This window comes from Nitratireductor sp., from assembly GCF_017794765.1.
GTDB lineage: Bacteria > Pseudomonadota > Alphaproteobacteria > Rhizobiales > Rhizobiaceae > Nitratireductor.
In genome coordinates, this window is the sequence record NZ_CP051236.1 from 2,181,796 (window position 1) to 2,207,044 (window position 25,249).

The 25,249-nt window shown below is 60.2% G+C and carries 21 protein-coding genes; 13 read left to right on the top strand and 8 right to left on the bottom strand.

Features of this window, described 5'->3' with window-relative positions; genetic code table 11:
- Both HF949_RS10315 and HF949_RS10320 read left to right on the top strand, forming a co-directional pair.
- Positions 1 to 1,179, top strand: coding sequence for a mandelate racemase/muconate lactonizing enzyme family protein (locus HF949_RS10315; RefSeq protein WP_292894747.1), 1,179 nt, complete (start codon positions 1 to 3; stop codon positions 1,177 to 1,179).
- A 4-nt stretch (positions 1,180 to 1,183) separates the two neighbouring features.
- Positions 1,184 to 1,897: an aspartate/glutamate racemase family protein gene (locus tag HF949_RS10320; protein ID WP_292894750.1), complete on the top strand. Its 714-nt coding sequence runs from the start codon at positions 1,184 to 1,186 to the stop codon at positions 1,895 to 1,897.
- Between the two features lie 229 nt (positions 1,898 to 2,126).
- Here HF949_RS10320 and HF949_RS10325 read toward each other — a convergent pair whose 3' ends face one another.
- Positions 2,127 to 2,366, bottom strand: a complete 240-nt coding sequence (locus tag HF949_RS10325) for a hypothetical protein (RefSeq protein ID WP_292894753.1) — start codon at positions 2,364 to 2,366, stop codon at positions 2,127 to 2,129.
- A 123-nt stretch (positions 2,367 to 2,489) separates the two neighbouring features.
- On the opposite strand from HF949_RS10325, the gene HF949_RS10330 reads away from it, so the two are divergent.
- Positions 2,490 to 3,167 (top strand): hypothetical protein, encoded by a 678-nt coding sequence (locus HF949_RS10330; RefSeq protein ID WP_292894755.1) that lies wholly within the window; start codon positions 2,490 to 2,492, stop codon positions 3,165 to 3,167.
- Between the two features lie 88 nt (positions 3,168 to 3,255).
- Here the strand turns inward: HF949_RS10330 and HF949_RS10335 are convergent, their stop codons facing one another.
- Positions 3,256 to 4,428, bottom strand: coding sequence for a cystathionine beta-lyase (locus tag HF949_RS10335; protein ID WP_292894758.1), 1,173 nt, complete (start codon positions 4,426 to 4,428; stop codon positions 3,256 to 3,258).
- Between the two features lie 330 nt (positions 4,429 to 4,758).
- Here HF949_RS10335 and HF949_RS10340 point away from each other — a divergent pair, with 330 nt between their 5' ends.
- From HF949_RS10340 to HF949_RS10355, 4 genes are all read left to right on the top strand, one after another.
- Positions 4,759 to 5,787 (top strand): amino acid ABC transporter substrate-binding protein, encoded by a 1,029-nt coding sequence (locus tag HF949_RS10340; protein ID WP_292894761.1) that lies wholly within the window; start codon positions 4,759 to 4,761, stop codon positions 5,785 to 5,787.
- Between the two features lie 70 nt (positions 5,788 to 5,857).
- On the top strand, positions 5,858 to 7,048 hold the full coding sequence (locus HF949_RS10345) for an amino acid ABC transporter permease (protein ID WP_292894763.1): 1,191 nt from the start codon (positions 5,858 to 5,860) through the stop codon (positions 7,046 to 7,048).
- 1 nt (position 7,049) lies between these two features.
- Entirely contained in the window at positions 7,050 to 8,207 is a 1,158-nt protein-coding gene (locus tag HF949_RS10350) for an amino acid ABC transporter permease (protein ID WP_292894766.1), read from the top strand.
- Positions 8,208 to 8,231: 24 nt separating this feature from the next.
- Positions 8,232 to 9,035, top strand: a complete 804-nt coding sequence (locus HF949_RS10355; RefSeq protein ID WP_292894769.1) for an amino acid ABC transporter ATP-binding protein — start codon at positions 8,232 to 8,234, stop codon at positions 9,033 to 9,035.
- A 91-nt stretch (positions 9,036 to 9,126) separates the two neighbouring features.
- Here HF949_RS10355 and HF949_RS10360 read toward each other — a convergent pair whose 3' ends face one another.
- On the bottom strand, positions 9,127 to 10,350 hold the full coding sequence (locus HF949_RS10360) for an FAD-dependent monooxygenase (protein WP_292894772.1): 1,224 nt from the start codon (positions 10,348 to 10,350) through the stop codon (positions 9,127 to 9,129).
- 15 nt (positions 10,351 to 10,365) lie between these two features.
- The gene (locus HF949_RS10365; RefSeq protein WP_292900122.1) at positions 10,366 to 10,608 is read right to left on the bottom strand and encodes a zinc-finger domain-containing protein; all 243 of its coding nucleotides are present in this window, start codon (positions 10,606 to 10,608) and stop codon (positions 10,366 to 10,368) included.
- A 159-nt stretch (positions 10,609 to 10,767) separates the two neighbouring features.
- On the opposite strand from HF949_RS10365, the gene HF949_RS10370 reads away from it, so the two are divergent.
- Together HF949_RS10370 and ppx are read left to right on the top strand one after the other, a co-directional pair.
- Positions 10,768 to 12,987 (top strand): RNA degradosome polyphosphate kinase, encoded by a 2,220-nt coding sequence (locus tag HF949_RS10370; RefSeq protein ID WP_292894775.1) that lies wholly within the window; start codon positions 10,768 to 10,770, stop codon positions 12,985 to 12,987.
- Positions 12,988 to 12,999: 12 nt separating this feature from the next.
- A complete protein-coding gene (gene ppx, locus HF949_RS10375; protein ID WP_292894778.1) occupies positions 13,000 to 14,517 on the top strand; it encodes an exopolyphosphatase in 1,518 nt (505 codons plus the stop codon).
- 123 nt (positions 14,518 to 14,640) lie between these two features.
- Here the strand turns inward: ppx and rnd are convergent, their stop codons facing one another.
- The 3 genes from rnd to HF949_RS10390 form a co-directional block, all read right to left on the bottom strand.
- Positions 14,641 to 15,819, bottom strand: a complete 1,179-nt coding sequence (gene rnd, locus HF949_RS10380) for a ribonuclease D (protein ID WP_292894781.1) — start codon at positions 15,817 to 15,819, stop codon at positions 14,641 to 14,643.
- Between the two features lie 52 nt (positions 15,820 to 15,871).
- The gene (locus tag HF949_RS10385) at positions 15,872 to 17,116 is read right to left on the bottom strand and encodes an MFS transporter (protein WP_292894784.1); all 1,245 of its coding nucleotides are present in this window, start codon (positions 17,114 to 17,116) and stop codon (positions 15,872 to 15,874) included.
- Between the two features lie 196 nt (positions 17,117 to 17,312).
- Complete coding sequence (locus tag HF949_RS10390; protein WP_292894787.1) at positions 17,313 to 18,017, bottom strand: glutathione S-transferase family protein; 705 nt, start codon at positions 18,015 to 18,017, stop codon at positions 17,313 to 17,315.
- A 115-nt stretch (positions 18,018 to 18,132) separates the two neighbouring features.
- Between HF949_RS10390 and HF949_RS10395 the strand changes: the two genes are divergently transcribed.
- Both HF949_RS10395 and aspS read left to right on the top strand, forming a co-directional pair.
- Positions 18,133 to 18,474, top strand: a complete 342-nt coding sequence (locus HF949_RS10395; RefSeq protein ID WP_292894790.1) for a winged helix-turn-helix transcriptional regulator — start codon at positions 18,133 to 18,135, stop codon at positions 18,472 to 18,474.
- Between the two features lie 134 nt (positions 18,475 to 18,608).
- Positions 18,609 to 20,396 (top strand): aspartate--tRNA ligase, encoded by a 1,788-nt coding sequence (gene aspS / locus HF949_RS10400; RefSeq protein WP_292900123.1) that lies wholly within the window; start codon positions 18,609 to 18,611, stop codon positions 20,394 to 20,396.
- A gap of 128 nt (positions 20,397 to 20,524) precedes the next feature.
- Here the strand turns inward: aspS and HF949_RS10405 are convergent, their stop codons facing one another.
- Positions 20,525 to 21,715 carry a hypothetical protein gene (locus HF949_RS10405; RefSeq protein ID WP_292894793.1) on the bottom strand — a complete coding sequence of 397 codons (1,191 nt, stop codon included), beginning with the start codon at positions 21,713 to 21,715 and terminating at the stop codon, positions 20,525 to 20,527.
- A gap of 155 nt (positions 21,716 to 21,870) precedes the next feature.
- Between HF949_RS10405 and HF949_RS10410 the strand changes: the two genes are divergently transcribed.
- Together HF949_RS10410 and parC are read left to right on the top strand one after the other, a co-directional pair.
- The gene (locus HF949_RS10410) at positions 21,871 to 22,737 is read left to right on the top strand and encodes an alpha/beta hydrolase (protein ID WP_292894796.1); all 867 of its coding nucleotides are present in this window, start codon (positions 21,871 to 21,873) and stop codon (positions 22,735 to 22,737) included.
- 213 nt (positions 22,738 to 22,950) lie between these two features.
- Positions 22,951 to 25,209, top strand: a complete 2,259-nt coding sequence (parC, locus tag HF949_RS10415; protein ID WP_292894799.1) for a DNA topoisomerase IV subunit A — start codon at positions 22,951 to 22,953, stop codon at positions 25,207 to 25,209.
- Positions 25,210 to 25,249 lie beyond the last annotated feature (40 nt).

A 25,249-nucleotide genomic window follows, 5' to 3' on the forward strand; every position in this document is an offset into this window, starting at 1 on the left:
ATGTTGCAGTCGCCTTCGGCACAAGCGCGCGCCATCACGCGCATTCAGAGCTACGCTCTCAACATTCCAGCCGAGATCACGGCGGCGGGCGTCACCCGCAGTCTCGATCTATCCGCCGTGGTTTGCACGGTGGAGACCGCCGATGGTCATGTGGGACATGGCTTTACGGCCATCACCGAAGAACGCACCGTTGCCGAAGCCATCCGCGAGGTGGCAGCACCCGCGCTGGAGGGCATGGACCCACTGGCCACAGAAGCGATCTGGGAAAAGCTCTTCTGGCTAATGAGCCCGCGCGGGCAGACGGGTTATGCCTTGCATGCAATCTCCGCAGTCGACACTGCGCTGTGGGACCTGAAAGGAAAGATCCTCGGCCAGCCGGTGTGGCGGCTTCTGGGTGGCGCGCGCCGGGAAGTGCCGGTTTACGTCACCTGCGGCTTCAATTTTCTGACCATCGATCAGCTTGTGCAGTCAGCGCGTGGCTGGGTGGATGCCGGGTTCAACCGCCTCAAGATGACCGTGGCGCCAGAGGCCACCCGCCGTCGCGATGTGATCAACGTTGCTGAAATGATTGCGGAGGATGCGCGTCGGGTGGCTGCGGTGCGCGAGGCGGTTGGGCCGGACGTGCAGCTCTTCATCGATGCAAACTGCAATCTCGATCCTCACAGCGCGTTCAAACTGGCGCAGGCGGTGGCGCCCTACAGGGTCGATTTCTTCGAGGAGCCGCTTCTGAAAAACGATACCGGCTGGCTGGCGGATCTGCGCCAGCGCTGTCCCGTGCCGCTCGCGGGCGGACAGAACGAGGGGCTTGCCTATCGCTTTCGCGACCTGCTGGTGGAGAAATGCGTCGACGTTTTGCAGCCCAACGTTGTGATTGGAGGCGGTTTTACCCAAGCGCAGAAGATCGCGGCGATGGCAGACGCCTTTGCAACGCCGATTGCCAATGGCGGTGGCTGGCCTTTCCACAATGCGCATCTGCATGCCGGCGTGTCGAATGGCGGACTGGTCGAGTATCACGTGCCAGCAGTCAATGTGTGCGAGAAGATCTTCACCGGCCTGCAAAAGCCGGAACGCGGGAAGATGAGCCTTTCAGAACGCCCCGGCCTCGGATTCGATCTGAACATGGATGCGGTCAGCGCGTTTTCCGCGCGTCCTTCCGCTGCTGGTCATGGCAAGGGGTGAGGGTATGGGCGACAAACCGGTAATCGGCATGATCGTTCCACCGGCGGCGGGCGCTGTCCCGCCGGAACCTCGGGCGCTTTATGCGGCGCGGGCTGAATTCATCGCGGAGGGACTGGCCCTGAAGGCGCTTTCGCCGGAAGGTTATGACGCGGTGATCGAACGGGTGGAGGAGCTTTCCATGCGTCTCGCAAAGCGGGGCGCGCAGGCGATTTCTTTGATGGGGACATCGCTGAGTTTCTATCGTGGCGCTGCGTTCAACGCAGAACTCATTGCGACAATGGAAAAAGCCTCGCGGCTGCCCGCTACCACGATGAGCGACAGCGTCCTGGAAGCTCTGGCAGCGCTTGGTGTGCGCCGGCTGGCGGTGGCCACGGCCTATCGCAGTGTCGTCAATGACCGCCTGAAGACGTATCTGGAGAACGCCGGTTTCGAGGTGAAGGTCCTGCGCTCGCTCGACATCGAGGATGTGGATGCGATTGCGACTGTGACCAGCGAAACACTGATCGATCTGGGCGTGGGAACCTGCCGCGCCGCGAAGGATGTGGAGGCGCTCTTCATTTCATGCGGCGGTTTGCAGACGCTTCCGGTGACGGAAACCATCGAGCAGCAATGCGGTCTGCCGGTTGTTTCGAGCGCTCTGGCAGGGGCATGGGGCGCAATGGGGCTTCTGGGGCTTGACCGGCGTGCCGATGGGGCAGGCCGTTTGTTTCAGATTTAGCTTGTCACCGAAATAAAAACCACCTGCGAGGCGCTGACCCCGCAGGTGGTTTTTCCGGGGAAACATGGTCCCTGGAGCGCATTCAGCGCGCCGCTTTAACGGCCGAAACGATTGCCCGCATGAACGATAAGATGTCCGGCTTTGCGTTTTCCGACACTTCGTTCTGGGGCACCTCTCGAAGTTCTCGGGCCTTCATGATCACGCGGGGAGGGCGCCTGGAAGAGAGGAGCTAGGTGCTGCCGGAGCGGGCACCCTTGCCGAGATCCCTGCGCGCGCGCTCTTCCTTGTCCAGCTTCTCGAAACTCTCGATGACATCGTCTGCCTCCTGTTTGACGTCCGGAACGGCATGGCGCTGATTGCGGACCTTCGCCTGGTCGTCGCCCTGCAACTGATTATTGCCCATCCGGTCGGCGGCGAGATCGCTGCTCTGGATGTCCGATGCGCGATCTTTTTTCTGCCGGTCGCTCATGCCAGTGCTCCTTTCGGGGTCTGTTCAACATCTGTGGTCTGAACGGAGGACGGGAGGTTTCCGTTCCATCGCCGGGCGTCACGGCTCTCCGGAACGAAGAGAGCGGACGGGCGTTGGCCGCCAATGCAGGACACAATTGTTAAAGCGATCTGGAGCTGGCTGCAAAACAACCATGGCGCCGTCAGTGCGCTGGCAAGTCTCGCCACACTGGTGGTATGGACGCTCTATTTTCAGATGCTGCTGATGAACTACCGGCGCACGCTTCGTCCCAAAATCCTGATCAATCGGGGCGCTGGTCATCGCCTGCAGGCGCATTGCCTGATTGCGAACATGAGCGCCGAGCCCATTTATATCGAAGCTGTGTTGCTGGAGGTAGGCTATCTTGCCGACGGCGAGAAAGCAGTGGCACGCAATCGGTATTCACTAAGCGACCTCGATCTCGACATCCTGAATGGCAGCGACCGCAATCCGCAATGGTTTCAGGGGCCGCTCGATAGCAGCGAATGGCTTGATATCGGCACATTTCAGCAATTGATCGACAAGGTGCTCGAGCAGAACCGCACGGCTGAGGGCGCCTGGCCGGTTGATCGGAAACCGGCCCTTGAGAGGTTGCGCGAACTGACTGTCATCGTGGTGGCCACCTACCGTGCCCAGGACCTTCTGGTGGCTGCGCGCCGCAGTTTCGATGTAGAGCAGGACACGATCGGAAAACGGCTGATGCCGCGCCATTTTACGGCCGAACAGATCAGGTCCCGCAGCGACCGGCGAGCGCTTGAAAGGATCATGAGAGAAGGCAGATAGAGGCCTGGCTCATTGCCCGGGTGCGGCGCACACCCCGATCAGACAAGAGGCGGTTGAAGCACGCGCCGCGGAGCAATGAGCCCTGCCGTCAGGCCTTTGCGGTGGCGTCAAGAGCTGCGGCAAGATCGGCCTTCAGATCCTCAACATCTTCCAAGCCGACTTGCAGTCGGATCACCGGGCCTTCTTCGGGCGGCTTGGCGATCGTGCGGTCGTTGAGCTGCACGTGCACTGCAAGGCTCTCGTAACCTCCCCATGAATAGCCGAGGCCGAAATATTTCAATGTGTCGAGAAACGCGTGAGCCTGCTTTTCGCCGCCTCCATCGAGGACGATGGAGAACAGTCCGCTGGAACCGGTAAAGTCGCGCTTCCAGATCGCGTGGCCGGGATGTGATTCGAGAGCAGGGTGGAGAACGCGGGCAACGCCCTTCTGCCCCTCCAGCCAGCGCGCGAGCGCCAGTGCGCTCTGCTGGTGGCGTTCGAGTCGCACGCCCATGGTGCGCAAGCCACGCAGCACCTGGTAGACATCGTCCGGTGCAGCACAGATGCCGAGTGCCCCGTTGGCGTCGAGCAGGCGCTCGAAGCACGCTTCATTGGCCGAAACTGTTCCCAGAAGAACATCTGAATGGCCGCCAGGGTATTTGGTGGCCGCCTGAATGGAAATATCGACCCCGTGGTCGAGCGGGCGGAAGAAGAGTGGTGTCGCCCAGGTGTTGTCCATCATCACGATGGCGCCACCCCGGTGGGCGATGTCGACAATGGCCGGGATGTCCTGCATTTCGAACGTTCCGGAGCCCGGAGCCTCCGTAAGGACCACTTTGGTATTGGGTTGCATCAGTGTGGCGATGCCTTTGTCGGCAGCCGGGTCGTAATAGGTCACTTCGACGCCAAGCCGGGTAAGCATGGTATCTGCGAAATGGCGTGTCGGATGATAGACCGAATCGACGATCAGGATGTGGTCGCCGGACGACAGGAAAGCGAGCATCGGAACGGTGACAGCGGCTAGCCCCGAAGGCACGATAATGGTGCCGGCAGCCCCTTCCAGCTCGTTCATGGCGGCTGCCAGCGCGTCGGTGGTGGGGGTGCCGCGGGTGCCGTATGTATATTTCTGGTTGCGTGAGGCCATGGTCCCGGCATCGGGAAACAGCACGGTTGAAGCGTGAACCACCGGCGGGTTGACGAAACCGTGAAAGTCGCGCGGGTTGTTGCCCATATGGGCAAGTCGCGTGTTGTCTCCGACTTTAGTCTTATTCATTTCGTTCATGGAACCTGTCGCTTGATTGACTGCGGACGCGCCCTGGATTGTGAGCGGAAGGAAAACCCTCAAAACCGGGCGTTTGAGATGCCGGATGGAACGCCATTGTCGGCGACCCGTCAACCGGGGAGGAGCTGCGCGCGTGCCTCTGGAGCAAGGGTCTTTGGCTCTTGACCCAAACAGATTTATGGCATTCGATGGGACCAGTGCGTGGGAGAGGAAGTGCGTGTCCGCCCTCTTTGGGCCGGCGCTCCGATTGGGGTGTACGGGACATTCGCCTGCTTCCGCACTGAAAATGTCAGGGGATAAGCCCGAACACAGAAAAAAGGGTTCGTAATCATGAAAAATATTGTCAAAGCGTTGCTCGGCTCGGCCGCGATCGCGATGATGGCAGCACCGGCTTCCGCGGCCACGCTGGACGATGTCAAGGCGAAAGGCCACGTCCAGTGCGGCGTCAACACCGGTCTGATCGGTTTCAGCGCACCGGACGACCAGGGCAACTGGAAAGGCCTCGACGTGGATTTCTGCCGCGCCGTGGCTGCCGCAATCTTTGACGATCCCGAAGCAGTGGAGTTCACGCCACTGTCGGCGAAAGACCGTTTCACGGCGCTTCAATCGGGCGAGGTGGACGTGCTTTCGCGCAACACCACCTGGACGATCAGCCGCGACACCGCGCTTGGCCTCAACTTTGCTGGCGTCACCTACTATGACGGCCAGGGCTTCATGATCAATGCAAAGAAGCTTGAGGGCATCAACTCAGCACTTCAGCTTTCAGGCGCCGCGGTCTGCGTACAGGCCGGCACGACGACGGAATTGAACCTTGCCGACTACTTCAAGGCAAACAACATGGAGTACAGCCCAGTTGTTTTCGAGAAGTTCGAAGAGGTGAATGCGGCCTATGATGCAGGGCGCTGCGACGTCTACACGACCGATCAGTCCGGTCTTTATGCCGTCCGCTTAAACCTCACCAATCCGGATGATCACATCGTTCTGCCCGAAATCATCTCCAAGGAACCCCTTGGGCCAGCAGTGCGCCATGGCGATGACCAGTGGCTGGATATCGTGAAATGGGTCTATTACGCGCTCGTCAATGCAGAAGAGCTGGGCATCAGCCAGGCCAACCTCGAAGAGAAGATGAACTCGGACAACCCCGAGGTGCGTCGTCTTCTTGGCACCGAGGAAGGCAGCAAGCTTGGTACCGATCTTGGTCTGACCAACGATTTCGCCGTTCGTGCGATCAAGCATGTGGGCAATTATGGCGAAATCTTTGAGCGCAATGTGGGTGCAGAGAGCCCGCTGAAGATCTCGCGCGGGATCAACGCCCTTTGGACGAAGGGTGGCCTTCAGTACGGTATGCCGATCCGCTGATCGGATCCCGTCAAACTAATGCGTGAGAGGCGGTTCGCGCCGCCTTTCACCATTCCTGGTGAGGATAGCCATGGCCACCCCGCAATCAACTGTGGAGGGCGCGGCGCCTCGTGTGCCGCTCTTCTATGATCCGCGCGTTCGAGGAATTGCCTATCAAGTCCTGGTATTTGCCGGCCTGATTGCCCTGATCTACTGGATCATCGGCAACACGACGGCAAATCTACAACGTGCCAACATCGCATCCGGGTTCGATTTCCTGCAAGGACGTGCCGGCTTCGACATTGGTGACAGCCTTGTCGAATTTTCTTCCGATTCCACTTATGGGCGCGCACTCTTCGTCGGGTTCCTGAACACGCTTCGCGTGGCGATCGTCGGTATCATCACTGCGACGATCATCGGGTTCATCATCGGTATCGGCCGCCTGTCGAAGAACTGGCTGATCAATCGCATCTGTCTCGTCTATGTCGAGGTTTTTCGCAACATTCCGCCGCTTCTGGTGATCTTCTTCTGGTATTTCGGTGTCCTCTCCGTGTTGCCGCTGCCGCGCGAGAGCATCGACCTCCCGTTCGGATCCTACCTCAACAGCCGTGGGCTCTATTTTCCCCGCTTCCTGTGGGGTGAGGGGGCCTGGCTTGTACTCGTCGGACTTGTGCTTGGCATCGTCTTCACCTTCTTCGTGCGCCGCTGGGCGCATCGCAGACAGATGGCGACGGGCGAGCAGTTCCCGGTGTTCTGGACCAGCGTGGCGTTGATTGGCGGCTTGCCCCTTCTGGCATTTGTCGTCACCGGCCTGCCGCTGAGTTTCGAGTTTCCGGAACTGTCGACCTTCAACCTGCGTGGCGGCATTCAGGTGCGTCCGGAATTTCTGGCACTATATCTGGCCCTGTCGTTCTATACGGCTGCCTTCATCGCCGAGATCGTCCGCGCCGGGGTGCTTGGCGTCAGCCATGGCCAGAGTGAGGCCGCTCAGGCACTGGGCCTGCGCTCGAGCCAGTCGATGCGGCTGGTGATCATACCGCAGGCATTGCGGATCATTATCCCGCCGCTGACCAGCCAGTATTTGAACCTGACCAAGAACTCTTCGCTGGCGGTGGCAATCGGCTATCCCGATCTCGTTGCCACAGGCGGGACAACGCTCAACCAGACAGGTCAGGCCATTGAAGTGGTCGCTATCTGGCTGGTCGTCTATCTCGGTCTCAGTCTCGGAACGGCCGGTTTGATGAACTGGTACAACGCGCGAATGGCGCTGGTGGAGCGATAGGATGCAAGAACACGATCTTTCCTTCGTCCGCGCCGAGATGGTGGCCAATCAGGCGCCACCCGTCTCGGACCATGGGCCTGTTTCATGGTTGCGCAAGAACCTGTTTGCTAACGTGACGGACACGATTTTCACAATTCTTGGCATTGCTCTGATCGTGATGATCGTGCCGCCGGTAATCCAGTGGGCGTTCATTGATGCCCAATGGACCGGGGCGGACCGCTCCGTCTGTGCCACCGTGGTGCAGGGTGGCACGCAGCCGGAAGGCTGGTCCGGAGCATGCTGGGCCTTTGTGGATGCGAAATTCCAGCAATTCATGTTCGGGCGCTATCCCGTCGATGAACGCTGGCGCGTATATCTGACGGGCTTTCTGTTCGTGGCGCTTCTGACACCGCTCCTGATTCCCGGCGTTCCGCGCAAAGGGCTCAACGCCATCCTTCTGTTCGTCGTATTTCCGATTGTCGGCTTTGTCCTTCTGTCGGGAGGCGTGTTCGGGCTTCGACCGGTGCCGACCCCGCTCTGGGGCGGTCTGCTGGTGACGCTCGTGCTTGCATATGTGGGCATCGCGGTTTCGTTTCCGCTCGGCATACTTCTGGCGCTTGGCCGCCGGTCGCAAATGCCGGTGGTGAAGCTGGTGTGCGTTGTCTTCATCGAGACGATTCGCGGTGTGCCGCTGATCACCATCCTGTTCATGGCGAGCGTTATGCTGCCGCTTTTCCTGCCACCCGGCACCTCGTTCGACAAGCTTCTGCGGGCGCTGGTCGGCGTGGCGCTCTTTGCCTCGGCCTATATGGCGGAGGTGATCCGCGGCGGGCTTCAGGCAATCCCGAAAGGGCAATATGAGGGTGCGGATGCGCTGGGTCTGAGCTTCTGGAAGAAGATGAACCTTGTTGTTCTTCCGCAGGCGATCAAGTTGGTCATCCCCGGCATCGTCAACACCTTCATCGGCCTCTTCAAGGACACGAGCCTTGTCTACATCATTGGCATGTTCGACCTTCTGGGGGCAGTGCGACAGAACTTTGCGGACGCGAACTGGGCATCGCCCCAGACACCGATCACCGGTCTCGTGTTTGCCGGTTTCGTATTCTGGCTGTTCTGCTTCGGCATGTCGCGCTATTCAATTTTCATGGAACGCCGGCTCGATACCGGCCACAAACGCTAGGCCGAGAGCCAAGGGGAAACTAAAATGGCAAAGGAAAACGCCGTCCGGGCCGAAGAGCTCCACGCCGACCGAAGCAAGATGCAGATCTCCGACACAGACGTCGCGATCGACATCGTCGGCATGCACAAATGGTATGGTGACTTTCACGTGTTGAAGGACATCAATCTCAGGGTGATGCGTGGCGAGCGCATTGTGGTGTGCGGGCCTTCCGGCTCGGGAAAATCCACCATGATCCGGTGCATCAACCGGCTTGAGGAACACCAGAAGGGCAAGATCGTCGTAGACGGCATTGAACTCACCAACGATCTGAAGAAGATCGACGAGGTGCGGCGTGAAGTCGGAATGGTGTTCCAGCACTTCAACCTCTTTCCGCATCTGACCATTCTGGAAAACTGCACGCTGGCCCCGATCTGGGTGCGCAAGACGCCCAAGAAGGAAGCCGAGGCGACCGCGATGCACTTTCTGGAGCGCGTGAAGATCCCGGAACAGGCCAACAAATACCCCGGCCAGCTTTCGGGCGGTCAGCAGCAGCGTGTGGCGATTGCCCGCGCCCTGTGCATGAACCCGCGCATTATGCTGTTCGATGAGCCGACCTCTGCGCTCGATCCGGAAATGATCAAGGAGGTGCTCGACACCATGGTCGACCTTGCCGAAGAGGGTATGACCATGATCTGTGTCACCCACGAAATGGGCTTTGCCCGCCAGGTGGCCAACCGTGTGATCTTCATGGACCAGGGCCAGATCGTGGAGCAGAACACACCGGAAGCCTTCTTCGATAATCCGCAGCACGAACGCACCAAGCTGTTCCTGTCGCAGATCCTGCACTGATCTCCCGGCACGAACCGAAACACCAGCGCCGCGTCTCCCTGTGGAGGCGCGGCGTTTCTCATTTCTGATACAGGTAGGTGGTGCCGGGAGTTCAGAAGTGCTCGGGAGCTTCTGCGTCGAAACCGTATAGCCAGTCGAAATCAGCCATGAGAGCGTTATCGCCGCGCCCTCTCAGAACCATGTCGCGCGCAAGCGCGACCGCGCCGCGTGCATGCCATGTGAAGCGATTGAAGGCGCCGCGACGGGCAACGCGGATCACCCGGGGCTTGCGCGCCGCTTCATAGGTGGCGAGGGCAGAGGCCGGTTCGCCGGCAGCACCGACCAAAAGCCTGGCAAGCACGACCGCGTCCTCGATAGCCATCCCGGCACCCTGAGCGGCAAAGGGAGGGACTGCATGGGCTGCATCGCCGATGAGCGCCACCCCCTGCGGACTGGTCCACGCGTCTGCGGGGTTGACTGCATGAACCGGCCAGACCGTCCATGAGGCGCTCTCTGATCCTGCGAGCCGGCCGAGGGCCGGATTGACCCGGGCGAGGGTCTTTTTAAGAGGGGTATCATCGACGTCCTGCGCCCAGGCATTGAGCGGTACTTCGCCGGGCAAAATGACGACCAGATTGATCGCACGCCCACCGCTGATCGGGTAGGCGACGAGGTGAAACGCCGGATCCAGGAAGGCTGTCACCCTGTCAGCGACAAGAGCATCGCCCAGTGCTGCCCGCGCCTCTGCTACTGGCAACGTCGCACGCCAGGCAATGTATCCGGTGAAGCGGCTGCGCACGGAGGAGCGGACAAGACGTCGGGAATGTGACCACACGCCGTCGGCGGCGATCAGAAGCGGTGTGTGAACGTCCTCAATGGCGTCGTCTCGCCGGATGTGCAACCGCACACCGCCATCCTTTAGAAGCTCTGATTTCTCGACCAAAGCTCCGGTGACGACCTTAATCGACGCTTCGCTTCGCGCCCGCTCAAGAAGCGCGCTTTGCAGATCCGCGCGGTGTGCAACCAGATAAGGTGCATTCCAGCGTGTTTCGCCCGCATCCCCCAGACGAACTTGGGCAAGGGGAGACAGGTTGCCAGCCCTCATCAGGGTCACCGCCTGCGGGCGCACGGCCCGATCTCCAAGGACGTCAAGCACGCCGAGGCGGGCCAGAAGGCGCGTCGCATTGGGAGAAAGCTGAAGACCCGCGCCGACCTCAGTCAGATCAGGCGCGCGCTCGTAGATGCGCACCGGCAATCCTTGCCGTGCCATGGCGAGCGCAGCCGTCAGGCCGGCAATGCCTGCGCCGGCAATAATTGCTGCTGGGGCGTCCGTCATCGGCCTGTTGGCTACTCAGGCCGCTTCCTCGAACTGGCAACCTTCGGGCTTGGTCTCGGCGGGTTTCAGCGCCGGGTTGTAACGGTAGAGCGTCGAGCAATAGGGGCAGACCCGTTCGTTCTCGTCGCCCATGTCGATGAACACATGCGGATGATCGAAGGGCGGATTGGCGCCGACGCACATGAATTCCTTCACGCCGATTTCGATTACTTCGTGTCCGCTGGTGTTCTGAAAATGGGGAATGGCAGATCCGGCCATCATCGTCTCCCGCTTGGAATGCGTTGGAAGTTGCCTGCGTTTGTAGCATAAACTGCATCTTTGCAAGCCTATGATATGAAACTGTCGCAAAACCATGTCACCAGATAAACTGGCGGCAAGCGAACTGTGTCGTGTGACTGGAAAAGCGCGAGTGAGATTATGAATGAACTGAAGCCGGTTCGGAATGAGTTTTCTCTGGAGACAGGCGCTGCCGATGAAATCGCCGGCGCCAGCCCGGACCGTTTCGTCAACCGTGAATTCTCCTGGCTCCAGTTCAACAGGCGGGTTCTGGATGAGGCTCAGAACGAGAGCCACCCGCTTCTGGAGCGTCTGCGGTTCCTGTCGATCTCGGCCGATAATCTGGACGAGTTCTTCATGGTGCGTGTTGCAGGTCTCGCCGGACAGGTACGCGAGCACATCGCCACGCGCAGCGCAGACGGCCGCACGCCCGAAGAGCAGCTTGAACATGTGTTGCGCGAGGTGGCGCGGCTACAGATCGATCAGCACGACAGCCTCAATGCGCTTCTGGCGCTCCTGGGCAGGGAAGGCATTGAGCTCGTTCGTGCCGACGCCTTGAATCAATCTGACATGAAATGGCTGGAAGACCATTTCATGGAAGCGATTTTTCCGGTTCTGACTCCGCTGTCCATCGACCCGGCGCACCCGTTTCCATTTATTCCAAATCTTGGCTTTTCCATCGCGCTCGAACTGCAACACGAAGGCGAGCTGGAACCGATGACCGCGCTTTTGCGTCTGCCCGTGGCGCTTAAGCGGTTCATCCAGTTGCCCGACCGCAGCGGCACGGTCCGTTTCATTACGCTCGAAGATGTCGTCAGCCTGTTTATCGGAAAGCTTTTCCCGCGCTACCAGGTGATTGGCTCCGGCACATTCCGCATCATCCGCGACAGCGATATCGAGGTTGAGGAAGAGGCCGAGGATCTGGTACGCCTTTTCGAATCGGCCCTGAAGCGCCGTCGCCGCGGCTCGGTGATCCGCATCGAGTTCGACAATGAGATGCCAAAAGGCTTACGGGATTTTGTCGCGAGCGAATTGGGTGTCGCGGAAAACCGCATCACTGTTCTGGAACGGCCATTGGCCATCAACCAGATTTCCGAGATTGTGAAGGTGCCGCGGGAGGACCTTCTGTTCCAGCCTTACAATCCGCGCTTTCCCGAACGCATCCGAGAGCATAATGGCGATTGTTTCGCAGCCATCCGCGAGAAGGATTTGATTGTCCACCACCCCTATGAATCGTTCGACGTGGTGGTGCAGTTCCTGCGCCAGGCCTCGCAGGATCCGGAAGTGGTCGCGATCAAGCAGACACTCTACCGAACCTCGAATGACAGCCCGATCGTGCGGGCCCTGATCGAGGCATCCGAGGCGGGCAAATCCGTTACGGCGCTGGTGGAACTGAAAGCGCGCTTCGACGAGGAAGCGAACATCCGCTGGGCGCGCGACCTGGAAAGGGCAGGCGTGCAGGTCGTGTTCGGCTTCATTGAATTGAAGACGCATGCGAAAATGTCGCTCGTGGTACGCCGCGAGGAAGGCAAGCTGCGCAACTACTGTCATCTGGGCACGGGCAATTATCACCCGATTACTGCGCGGATTTACACCGACCTGTCCTACTTCACGGACGATCCGCAGATCGCACGTGATGTGGCGCAGGTGTTCAACTTTATCACCGGCTATGCCGAGCCCGATGGCGAAATGCGAATAGCCGTATCGCCTTTCTCGCTGCGCAACCGGCTGCTCGATCATATTCGCGCGGAGATCGAGCATGTTAAGGCGGGACGGCCGGGCCAGATCTGGATGAAGATGAATTCACTGGTGGACCCGCTCGTCATCGACGCGCTCTATGAGGCAGGGCAGGCGGGTGTCGAGATCGATCTGGTGGTGCGCGGCATCTGTTGTCTGCGTCCGCAGGTGCCGGGCCTTTCCGAGCGCATCCGGGTGAAATCCATCGTTGGCCGCTTTTTGGAACACAGCCGGATCTACTGTTTCGGCAACGGACACGGCCTGCCGTCCGACGAGGCGGTGGTTTATATTTCGTCGGCCGATATCATGCCACGCAACCTCGATCGGCGCGTGGAAACCATGGTGCCGATCACCAACCCCACGGTGCATGAGCAGGTTCTCGGGCAAATTATGCTCGGAAACATCATGGACAACCAGCAAAGCTTTGAAGTATTGCCCGATGGCACCTCTCGGCGCATTATGCCTGAAGAGGGAGAAGAACCGTTCAACGCTCAGGAATATTTCATGACGAATCCGAGCCTATCCGGTCGCGGCAATGCCTTGAAGTCTCATGCGCCGAAGCGGATCGCCGCTTTCAAAAAGCGCAAGAAGGTAGATGCCGAAGCCGTTTCACCAACGGACTAACGGACATATCTTTTGGGCATAGCTGAATCTCAGGGCCGGCTTCAGGACCGGCGTCCCGTTTCGGTCATCGATATCGGGTCAAACTCGATTCGCCTCGTGATCTACGAGGGGGTCGCGCGCTCCCCGAGTGTGTTGTTCAACGAAAAAATGCTGGCCGGCCTCGGCAAGAGTATCGTCACGACGGGCGAACTGGACCCTGAAGGCGTGACGCGGGCGGTCGAAGAGTTCCGCCGCTTCCGCGCGCTGTCCGAGCAGGCCGGCGCGCAATCCCTGCACGTGCTTGCGACCGCTGCGGCACGCGAGGCGAAGAACGGCCCGGACTTCATCCACCGGGCAGAAGACATTCTGGGCACGAACATTCGTGTGCTCTCCGGCCGCGAGGAGGCGAAATACTCCGCCTTCGGCATCATGTCGGGCTTTCACAAGCCGAACGGCATTGTCGGCGACCTTGGCGGCGGCAGTCTCGAACTCGTTGAGGTTGAAGGCTACGAGATGGGCGACGGCATTACCCTACCACTCGGCGGCTTGCGGCTTAAAGAGATGGCGAAAAACTCCGTAACCAGGGCCGGGCGCATCGCTCGAGATGAACTGGCCCGCGCCCCGTGGATGAAGGACGGAGCCGGGCGCCCCTTCTACTGCGTCGGCGGCACATGGCGAAACCTCGCCCGCCTGCACATGCTTGAAACCGGCTATCCACTCGAGGTGATGCACCATTACGAGATGGACATCGAGCAGTCGATGGATTTTCTGAAACGCGTCGCCGGCGGTGTCGACCGTTTCGCCGGTATCAGCCACATCTCCAAGAACCGCCGTACGCTTCTGCCCTATGGTGCGACGGTGCTGCAGGAAATCATCAAGGCATCAAACCCGTCCAAGATTGTCTTCTCGGCACTCGGCGTGCGTGAAGGCTATCTCTACTCGCTGCTGGAGGAAGAAGATCGCAGGCGGGATCCGCTGCTTTCGGCCGCTCAGGAACTCGCCGTGCTGCGGTCACGTTCGGTGACTCACGCGCGTGAACTGGCTGAGTGGAGTGGACCGGCGCTGGAGGCGCTTGGCATCGAAGAGACGGAGGAGGAGGCGCGCTATCGCGAGGCGGCGTGTCTTCTGGCCGACATTGGCTGGCGCGCGCACCCGGAATACCGGGGCACCCAGTCGCTCAACATTATCGCTCATGGCTCCTTCATCGGCATTGACCACCCGGGCCGGGCCTTCATCGCGCTTGCCAACCTGTTTCGGCATGAAGGGCTCTTCAATGATGCCCTGTCGCCGCGTATGCGCCAGCTGGCGACACCCCGTTACGTCGAGAGAGCACGGATACTGGGAGGTCTTCTGCGAGTGGTCTATCTGCTGACGGCTTCGATGCCGGGCATCATACCCAAGCTCAAGTGGGAAAAGCGGGAAGACGGTGCCATAGTGCTTCTCATTCCCAAATCACATGAAGCCTTGATGGGAGAACGCCCTGTTGGCCGAATGGCACATCTGGCCAAAGTCACGGGACTGAATTTGGCACTCGAAGTGGCGAAAGAATAGGCTGGGGTAGCGCTGACAGCCCCTTTCTCCTCCGTGATCCGGGAGAAAGGGCATTGATGTCAGAACAGCATCATCCGGCGATGATCGATTGGAAGAAAAAGGCTGTGGAATCCAGTTCTGCTGCTATTCCGCAGCCTCGCTATGGGCATCGGCGGGCTCAAAGATCTCGATCTTCCGATTGTTGAAACGCAGCGCAAGCTCGCCCTGCACCAGTTTCATCGCTTCCTTGCCGAAGACCTCGCGCCGCCAGCCTGACATGGCCGGAACATCAGCATCCGCGCCTTCGGCGGCGATACGGTCGATATCGTCGCTGGAGGCAAGCATTTTCGGCGCCACACCCTGCTTGTCGGCTACGAGCTTCAGCAACACTTTGAGAAGTTCGGCCGCAGCGGCTGCTCCCTCGGGGGCCTGGGGTGGACGGGGCAGGCGCGGCAGATCCTCTTTCGGAATCGCCATCGCCTTGGCGACGGCACCCAGAAGCCCCGCCGCTGCACTGGATCGTTCCCAGCCTTTCGGAATCGTGCGAAGCCGCCCCAGCGCCTCGCTGTCGCGCGGATGCTGCTGTGCCACTTCGTAGATTGCGTCGTCCTTGATGACGCGCCCACGCGGCACATTGCGCTCGCGCGCCTCACGCTCGCGCCAGGCCGCGACGTGCTGGAGTATGGCGAGGTCGATGGGTTTCTTGACGCGAAGCTTGAGCCTCTTCCATGCATCATCGGGATGCGGGTCATAGGTTTCGCGTGCTGTCAGCACCGCCATTTCCTCGTTGAGCCAATGCGCTCGACCCTCACGCTCCAGCTCGGTCTTGAGGTGCTGGTAAACATCGATGAGATGCGTCACGTCGGCGAGCGCGTAGCTTAGCTGCTTGTCGGAGAGAGGACGGCGGCGCCAGTCGGTGAACCGTGATGATTTGTCGATGCGTGCGCCTGTAATCTTCGCGACGAGCTGATCGTAGGAGACACTATCGCCGAAACCGCAGACGGAGGCGGCCACCTGCGTGTCGAAAAGAGGAGTGGGGATCAATTTCCCGAGATTGTAGACGATCTCGACATCCTGACGCGCCGCGTGGAACACTTTCACGATGTTCTCGTTGGCCATGAGCGCAAAGAACGGTGTGAGGTCGATCCCATCGGCGAGCGGATCGATGAGCGCGGTCGCACCCGGCGCTGCCATCTGGATCAGGCAGAGCTCCGGCCAGAAGGTCGATTCGCGGATAAACTCAGTATCGACGGTGACGAAATCGGATTTTTCGAAGACGTGAATCGCCGCTTCGAGGTCTTTTTGCTTGGTGATCAGATCCATTCTGTTTCTTTAGGTCATGCTGGCGAAAAAGGAAAGAATCCGCTTGCCGCGATTAAAGGTCGTCGATGGATCGCTGATTGCGGCTGCGCCGTGCCATCCGGACGAAAACAGGCGAAGTTCGCAACAGCGCCGCAAAGCGCCGCCGCCTCGCTGCCGGAACGGATGGGCGCACGCTCATCCGGTAGAAGGTCACGCCGATCAGCACCGCATAGACAATGGACGTGTAGGAGAAGAGCGCGTGTGGGCCAAAACGCTGCATCAGAAGTGAGGCCAGCAGAGGTCCGACCATGGCGCCGAGCGAATAGAAAAACAGCAGGCCGGCGGCGAGCTGCACGAACTGATCCTTCTGGGCATGATCGTTGGCGTGAGCCACGGACAATGAATAGAGCGACATGGCAAAAGCGCCAAACAGGAAGACAAGGAGCATGTTCGCGTTGGGGCTGTCGCTTGCAAACCAGACGATGATCAGCGCGGAGACAAGTGCACCGATGGTGGTGCAGAGAAGGACGACGCGACGGTCGTGACGATCGGAGAGCGCCCCCAGAGGATATTGCATCACCGCCCCGCCAATAATGCCCGCGCTCATGAAGGTGGCGATCTCCGAAACGCTGAAGCCGATGGATTGGCCGTAGATCGGCCCGACGATGCGGAAGGCACTGTTGGTGAGGCCGACCGCCAAACAGCCGAAGGCGGCCAGCGGCGAGATGCGCCAGACGGCGGCGAGGTCGAGGCGCAACTCGGCCGGCGGGCGGGGATTGGACCGGTCGGCCATGGAGACCGGCACCAGCGACAGGGTGATCATCATGGCCATGACGGCGAAGGTGACGAAGCCTTCGATGCCGAGTGCCGGCAGCATGTATTGCGAGCCGGTGACAGCGGCGATGTCGATGATGCGGTAGATGGCCAGAACGCGGGCGCGGTTGGTGTTTTGTGCGGCTGAGTTCAGCCAGCTTTCGATGGTGGTGAAGAGGCTGGAAAAGCAGATACCGGAAAGGAAACGCACCGCGATCCAGGCCAGCGGATCGACGAAGAGCACGAGCAGCAGCGCGCCGGCGGCTCCCAGTGCCGCAAGTGCCGCAAAAGCCCGGATATGGCCCACCGCGCGCAAAAGACGCGGTACGTAGAGACAGCCGATCAGGAAACCGGCGAAATACGCACTGCCCATGAGGCCGATAGTGGTTTCGGAAAAACCCTCCGCCGCGCCGCGAAGTGCGATCAGCGTGCCCTGAAGCCCGTTGCCGGCCAAAAGGATACCAGCGGCAATGAGAAGAGGGATCAGCGGGCGAAGGCTGGACATGGTGGGAGGCCCGTGCTGGGAGGCGCGGCAGGTCGCACCGTTCAACAACGAGCTATAGGATGCCCTGTACCAATTCTCTTGGGCCAGCAGGCCGGGGCGATGGTCCCAGTCGAGCGGATGCCAGCCGACGGAATGATCGAAAGCGTGGCCAGGGTGCCGGCAGAATTGAATGCCTTCAACGTCTGCCGGCGTGAAGCTAGCGGCCGTATCGTTCGATCACCTCATGCAACGCCACATGTCCGAGACACGCACCAGAACCGGCGACGCTTTCGCCGCTTTCGAGCGCCAATGCATAGGCAATGGCCGGGTCCGCCTCGATGCGTCGGCGTATATCGAAAAGCTTCGGCCAACGTTCCGGGGAAGCAACCTCGTGGAAATCAAGCCAACGTGCCACGCCGATGAGAAGAGCGTCCGCGAGAGTAGGGCTCTCGCCAACGAGATACGGCCCGTCTCCCGTCATGGCCTCAAGTTTATCGTGACGCTCGATGACTGCTTCGCGGCCAAAGGCGCGCAGCACCTCCTTCTTCTGCGCGTCAAGGGTATCGTCTTCCAGAGCCACCCAAAGAGGGCCGAATGCCGAGGTGAAGCCCGTGTTGATAAAGGCCATGAGCTGATGCATCCGGTCAGCTTCGGCTGAGCGGGGCGCAAAACTGATGCGCCGCTCATCATCCCGCGCTTCCAGCCACGCGGCAATGGCCATGGTTTCAGTCAGAGGCTCCCCCACATCGGTGATGAGCACGGGGGTTTCGTGCCGGGCGTTGAGGCGCGCATAGGAAGGCTCGCGCATCTCACCAAGCATATCCACCCGGCAAAGCCGGTAGGATTTGCCAAGCCATTCCAGCCCGGCCACAAGCCCCATGGAGCTTCCCGCCGGGAAGCCGTAGACAAGAATCGGTTCCATTTATCGTTCTCCGTGATTTCTCGGTGATCACGCTGCGCAGCGATGCTGGAACCTAGCGGCTTGTGCCACCATGTAAATTACGCACTTTTTTGTAACCCTGGACTGGACCCTCGCCATGAAAGATCTGGTTTCGCGCTGTCCCATCGAAGAGGTGATGCGCGTGTTGAGCGGCCGATGGCCGACGCTGCTCATCTATTACTTGAAGGAGGGCACGAAGCGCTTCAGCGAGTTGCAGCGTGATAACCCGACCGTGTCCCACCGGATGCTTTCGCTGGAGTTGCGCAAGCTCGAACAGGCCGGCATCGTTGAGCGCACGGTGTTCGACGGCTATCCGCTGCGAGTCGAGTACGATTTGACGAGGGCGGGGCTCGATCTCGTACCGTTGATCGATGCGCTCGGTGACTGGTGGACTGAAACTGACACCGCCCGTGTCATCGTGTCGAATGAAAAGGCCTGATACCGAGGCGGTGGGGGGCGCGCTGCGGCCCGGCACCTTGACAAATCAGGCCTCCCATGCGCTTTTCCCGCCGACCTTCCGGGACGGTTTCGCCTTGTTCCGGGCACGAATTTCAGAACACGGATGATATGACCATGCATCGCTACCGCAGCCATTCCTGCGCCGAACTCAGAAAATCCGATGTGGGCGCGAATGTGCGCCTGTCCGGCTGGGTGCATCGCGTGCGCGACCATGGCGGCCTCCTGTTCATCGACCTGCGCGATCATCACGGCGTGACGCAGATCGTCGCCGATCCCGATTCTCCCTCGTTCAAGACCGCGGAGACTGTCCGCGGCGAATGGGTGATCCGTGTCGATGGCGAGGTAAAGGCGCGCACCGACGAGACGATCAACAAGAACCTGCCCACGGGCGAGGTGGAGATTTTCGCCCGCGCGATCGAAGTGCTGTCCGAGGCGAAGGAGCTTCCGCTGCCGGTGTTCGGCGAGCCGGACTATCCTGAAGACATCCGCCTCAAATACCGGTTCCTCGATCTGCGCCGCGACACGTTGCACAAGAACATCGTTCAGCGCACGAAGATCATCGCCGAGATGCGCCGCGCCATGGGTGAGGCGGGCTTCACTGAATATTCGACGCCAATCCTCACTGCTTCCTCGCCCGAAGGTGCGCGCGACTTTCTGGTGCCGTCACGTCTTCATGAAGGCAAGTTCTACGCACTGCCGCAGGCACCGCAGATCTACAAGCAGCTGATCATGGTGTCGGGCTTCGACCGCTATTTCCAGATCGCGCCCTGCTTCCGCGACGAGGACCCGCGCGCAGACCGCCTTCCGGGCGAGTTCTACCAGCTTGACCTCGAGATGAGCTTCGTCGAGCAGGAAGACGTGTTCCAGACCATGGAACCGGTGATGCGCGGCATCTTTGAGAAGTTTGCCAACGGCAAGCCGGTGACGGACGTCTTTCCGCGCATTCCCTATGACGAGGCGATGCGCAAATACGGTTCCGACAAGCCGGATCTCAGAAACCCGATCGAAATGGAAGATGTCTCCGAGCATTTCCGCGGCTCGGGCTTCAAGGTTTTCGCCAACATTCTCGCCAATGACGAGAAAGCCGAAGTGTGGGCCATTCCGGCCAAGACGGGTGGCTCCAGAGCCTTTTGCGACCGCATGAACTCCTGGGCGCAGGGTGAGGGGCAGCCGGGGCTCGGCTACATCTTCTGGCGCAAGGAAGGCGAGGGACTTGAGGGCGCCGGCCCGATTGCCAAGAATATCGGTCCCGAGCGCACCGAGGCAATTCGCACCCAGCTTGGCCTTGAAGACGGCGACGCCTGCTTCTTCGCTGCAGGCGACCCGAAGAAATTTGCCGCCTTTGCCGGCGCTGCCCGCACACGAGCGGGCGAAGAACTCGATCTGATTGATCGCGATCAGTTCAAGCTCGCCTGGATCGTCGATTTCCCCTTCTACGAGTGGAACGAGGACGAAAAGAAAATCGACTTCGGCCACAACCCCTTCACCATGCCGCAGGGCGGTCTGGAGGGGCTGGAGGGCGAGGATCCGCTGTCGCTGAAAGCCTACCAGTACGATCTCGTTTGCAACGGCTTCGAGATCGCATCCGGCGGCATCCGCAATCATCTTCCTGAGGTGATGGTCAAGGCTTTCGAGAAAGTCGGCTTTACGCAAAAGGACGTTGAAGAACGTTTCGGCGGTCTCTACCGCGCATTCCAGTATGGCGCACCGCCCCATGGCGGCATGGCGGCCGGTATCGACCGCATTGTCATGCTGCTTCTTGGCGCAAAGAACCTGCGTGAGATCACCATGTTCCCGATGAACCAGCAGGCACAGGATCTTCTGATGGGCGCGCCTTCGGAAGCGAGCGCCGCACAGCTTCGTGAATTGAACCTGCGTCTGGCACCGGTCAAGAAGGATTGAGTGAGCGAATAGTGAGTAGCGAATAGCGAATAGCGAAAAAAGGGTTGCAGGCTGTGCAAGGCCTGCAACCCGTCTCTTTTTGCGACCAGCTATTCGCTACTCGCTACTCACTATTCGCTATTCACCACTCACTCATTCGCTGTGATCGAAAGGCCCACCTGCTTGGCCAGCGCTTCAGGTGAACCCATGGCAGTACCCATCAGAACGGCGAACGGAATCCCTTCTTCCGGCGCAACGCTGATCGTGATGTTGCGCGGATTGTCGAGATAGGTGGTAACGGCCTTTGAGAGGCGCTGTGTCAGGTCTGGACCGAGATACTGACCGGCCATGAGAGGCACGATGGCTTTGGCCTGATTGGCGACGTCTTCCGGCTTGACCCCTTGCTGTTCCGCCGCATAGGCGAGCACCTTTCCAGTCAGTGACGCATCCGAAAAGCGGATCGAAGCGCCATGCAGGCTGAGCTGCTGCATGAGGCCGAGCATGGCAAGGCCCTGCGCCTGCTTCTGCTGTTCGGTGCCGCTATCCATCTGGTTCTGCATATCCTGCAGGGTGCGGATGAACTCCGGCGTGTAGCCGCTGATGTCCGCCGTGATCGCCAGTGTTCCGGCATTCTCGACCTTGACGTCGTAGCGCGTGATCTTCATGCGACCGTCGGCCAGAGCCCAGCTACCGGCCATATCAACGCTGCCAGCAAGCTCCTCATAGCCATATTCGCCCAGTTTGCTGCGCGCATCGCCGTTGTCGGTAAGCGTTGCGACATCCAGCCAGAAATTCTCGACGGCTCCGACAAAAGACATTGCCTCGGAGCCGTCACCAAGCGTGGTGTTGGCGTGAAGCGATTCGAGGGTAAAGACGGGCGTTTCTTCTTTCCCCACACGCGCGCTGTCGAGCGCGAAGCGGCGATATTGCATCAGGCCGCCATAGGGCGCGTTTTCGCCCTCTTTAGGCAGAATGAGCCCTTCGACGGAAAGGCCGCTCAATGCGATATCGAAGCCTTCCTCCGACTGTTCGAAACTGTCGATCGCGATTCGGCCGATCTCGTAGACGTTGTCGGTTTCGGTAACGTCCTCCAGGAGAAAATCACCGAGCTCGACCTTCGCCTCGACGTCCAAAAGGCCGAGAGATGCATTTTCCAGAACGATCGAATCGCCATCCTGGCGGACGCCGCTCCATTCCGCCGTCAGCCCCTGATCTCCAAGCAGGGTCTTGTAGCGGGCGGCGACCTCTTCCGCCTCCCAGGCCCAGGCGGAGTGCAGCGCCGTTGCCGAGAGAAGCGCAGCGAGCGAAAGAGACTTCAGCTTGGTCATGTGGCTGAGCATGGGAATTTCCTTGAAATTGCGTAAGGTAACAGTCACCCAACAGGTTCGTTGGCTGAAAATGCGATCTGAGGATGACCTGAGGGCATTCCTGTGTCAATTTTACGGGCGTTCGAATGGTTTAAGCACCACCAAGGAATCTCCGGGAGAGGCAGAGAATGAGGGCATTGGGGCAACTGGGGGCAGGGCTTTTCCTGACGATGTTGTTTTCGCTGGCCGCACAGGCCGTAGAGCTCCACGAAGGCATCACCTACCGTCAGGGACTGAAACTCGACATTCATGCGCCAGACCGTCCTGGCCGCACGGCGCAGGCCGGTGTCGTTCGTATGAACCTTTTCTCCTTCGGTCAACGCAAGGCGCCCGTGGTGATCTACGCCCATGGCGGTGGCTGGGTGAAGGGCTCGCGCAAGAAGGTCTATTCGCTTCCCGAATGGCTTACCTCGCGCGGTTACCTGCTTGTGGCAATCGACTATCGCAAGGTTCCGCAGACGACGATTGACGGCCAGGTGAACGATCTTTCGGCGGCGATCGCCTGGGTGCGCTCCAACATTTCGCGTTATGGCGGAGATCCCTCACGCATCGTGCTCATGGGGCATTCTGCCGGGGCGCATCTGGTCGCCATGGCGGCCGCCCGCAACGTTGCGGGCTCTATCCGCGGGGTCATACCCAACGACGTGCAGGCCTATGACATGGTTGCCTACGCGGGTATGCGTGGTTCGCTCGGCTATCCCTACATCAATGCGTTTGGCTCCGATCCCAACGACTGGGTGCGCTGGTCGCCCGTCACCTATGCCCGGCGCGGCTCCGGCTTCCCGCCGCATCTCTTCCTGCATTCGGGCTCCAACGGCGCGCGCCGCAAGGCGCTGACCAATGGTTATTCCAATCTCCTGAGGGCGCGTGGAGCGCGTTCAGCCGTGTTCGACGGTGGTCGCTACACCCACGGCTCGATCGCGCGCAAGCTGGGTGAACCAGGCGATCCCGCGACATTGACCATCGAGCGGTTCCTGGCGCAGGTGACGCGGTGAGGGAACAGAGCGAGTAGCGAATAGGGAATAGCGAATAGGGAAAAAGGGCTGGACACCTGCGTCGCCTGAGGCAATCCATACTCGCTACTCGCTACTCGCTACTCGCTACTCGCTACTCGCTACTCNTACTCGCTACTCGCTACTCGCTACTCGCTACTCGCTACTCGCTACTCCCCCCTTGCCGCGAATCACCCTCTGGTCTAACCCGAACCCATGGGAAAAGATTTGCTTCCGCCCGGTGGCGACGGCGGTGATGCCGTCGAGCCGGTTGATCTGAAAAAGGCGCTTGAAGAGCGCTATCTCGCCTATGCGCTGTCGACGATCATGCATCGCGCTTTGCCGGATGTGCGTGACGGGCTGAAGCCGGTGCATCGGCGCATTGTCCACACGATGCGGCTCCTTCGTCTCAGCCCCGACCAGGGCTTTGCCAAATGCGCCCGCATCGTCGGCGACGTGATGGGCAAGTTCCACCCGCATGGCGACCAGTCGATATATGACGCTCTGGTGCGTCTGGCGCAGCCCTTTGCCATGCGCTATCCGCTGGTCGACGGGCAGGGCAATTTCGGCAATATCGATGGCGATAACGCTGCCGCCATGCGCTACACCGAAGCGCGCATGACCGAGGTCGCCTCGGAAATCCTGACCGGCATCACCGAGGATGCGGTTGATTTTCGCCTGACCTACAATGAGGAAGACGAGGAGCCCACGGTTCTCCCCGGCGCGTTCCCGAACCTTCTGTGCAACGGTTCGTCGGGCATTGCCGTGGGCATGGCCACCTCGATCCCGCCGCACAACGCGGCCGAGGTTTGCGATGCGGCGCTTGCCGTCATCGACGATCCGGAAATCGATCCGGACCGCCTTCTCGAGTTCGTCAAGGGGCCGGATTTCCCGACCGGCGGCATCATCGTCGAGGATCAGGCCTCGATCCGCGAGGCCTATTCGACCGGTCGCGGCGGTTTCCGCGTACGGGCGCGCTGGCACAAGGAGGATCAGGGGCGCGGCATGTGGACGGCTGTGGTCACCGAGATCCCCTATGGCGTGCAGAAATCGCGGCTGATCGAGAAGATCGCCGAACTGATCATCTCGCGCCGGCTGCCGCTCCTGGAAGACATTCGCGACGAGAGCGCGGAAGACATCCGCATCGTCCTGGTTCCCCGGAGCCGCACCGTTGCTCCGGAACTCCTGATGGAATCGGTTTTCAAGCTGACCGATCTGGAAAGCCGCTTCCCGCTCAACATGAACGTGCTTTCGCGCGGCAAGGTGCCGGGCGTGCTCTCGCTCAAACAGGTGTTGCGCGAATGGCTCGACCATCGCCGTGAGGTGCTTCTGCGCCGTTCGCGCCACAGGCTCGCCGAAATCGAGAAGCGGCTGGAAATTCTGGCCGGCTATCTGGTCGCCTATCTCAACATTGACGAGGTCATCCGCATCATCCGCGAGGAGGATGAGCCCAAGAAGGTGATGATCGCGCGCTTCGAATTGACCGACACGCAGGCCGAGGCGATCCTCAACATGCGCCTGCGCGCCCTGCGCAAGCTTGAGGAATTTGAGATCCGCAAGGAGTTCGAGAAGCTTTCCGAAGAGAAGGAAGGCATCGAGGCGCTGCTTGCCTCTACCGCACGCCAGTGGAAGACGGTGCGCTGGGAAGTGGCCAAAGTGCGCCAGACCTTCGATCCGGAGAAGAACCCGGCTCTCGGCAAGCGCCGCACCACCTTTGCTGAAGCGCCGGAGCACGATCTGGAAGAGGTGCACGAGGCGCTGATCGAGCGCGAGCCGATCACGGTGGTACTCTCCGAAAAAGGCTGGCTGCGCGCCATGAAGGGGCATCTGGCGGATTTCTCGTCTCTGTCCTTCAAGGAAGGCGACAGCCTCAAGATCGCTTTCCATGCACAGACGACCGACAAGATCCTGCTCTTCACGACGGGCGGCAAGGTGTTCACCATCGGCGCCGATCGTCTGCCTGGCGGTCGCGGCCATGGCGAGCCGGTGCGCATCATGGTCGACATGGACAATGATCAGGCCATCGTGACAGCCTTTGCGCATGATCCGGAGCGAAAGCTTCTGGTTGTCTCGCATCTGGGCAACGGCTTCGTCGTGGCCGAGAAGGAGATCGTGGCCAACACCCGCAAGGGCAAGCAGGTGATGAATGTAAAGACCCCGGACGAGGCCAAGCTCTGCCTGCCGGTTTCGGGCGACCATGTGGCGGTCGTCGGCCAGAACCGCAAGCTGCTTGTCTTCCCGCTCGCCGAAGTGCCGGAGATGACGCGCGGCAAGGGTGTGCGCCTGCAGCGCTACAAGGATGGCGGGGTCTCCGACATCAAGACCTTCGCCATGGAAGAGGGACTTTCCTGGAAGGATTCGGCTGACCGGACTTTCGTCAAGACGCGCGAGGAACTCACCGAATGGATGGGCAACCGTGCCGCCGCCGGCCGCATGGCACCGAAAGGGTTTCCGCGCACCGGCAAATTCGGATGAGGATCGCCAGCCGGGTCTGAAGGAGATCGTGCAGACAGAG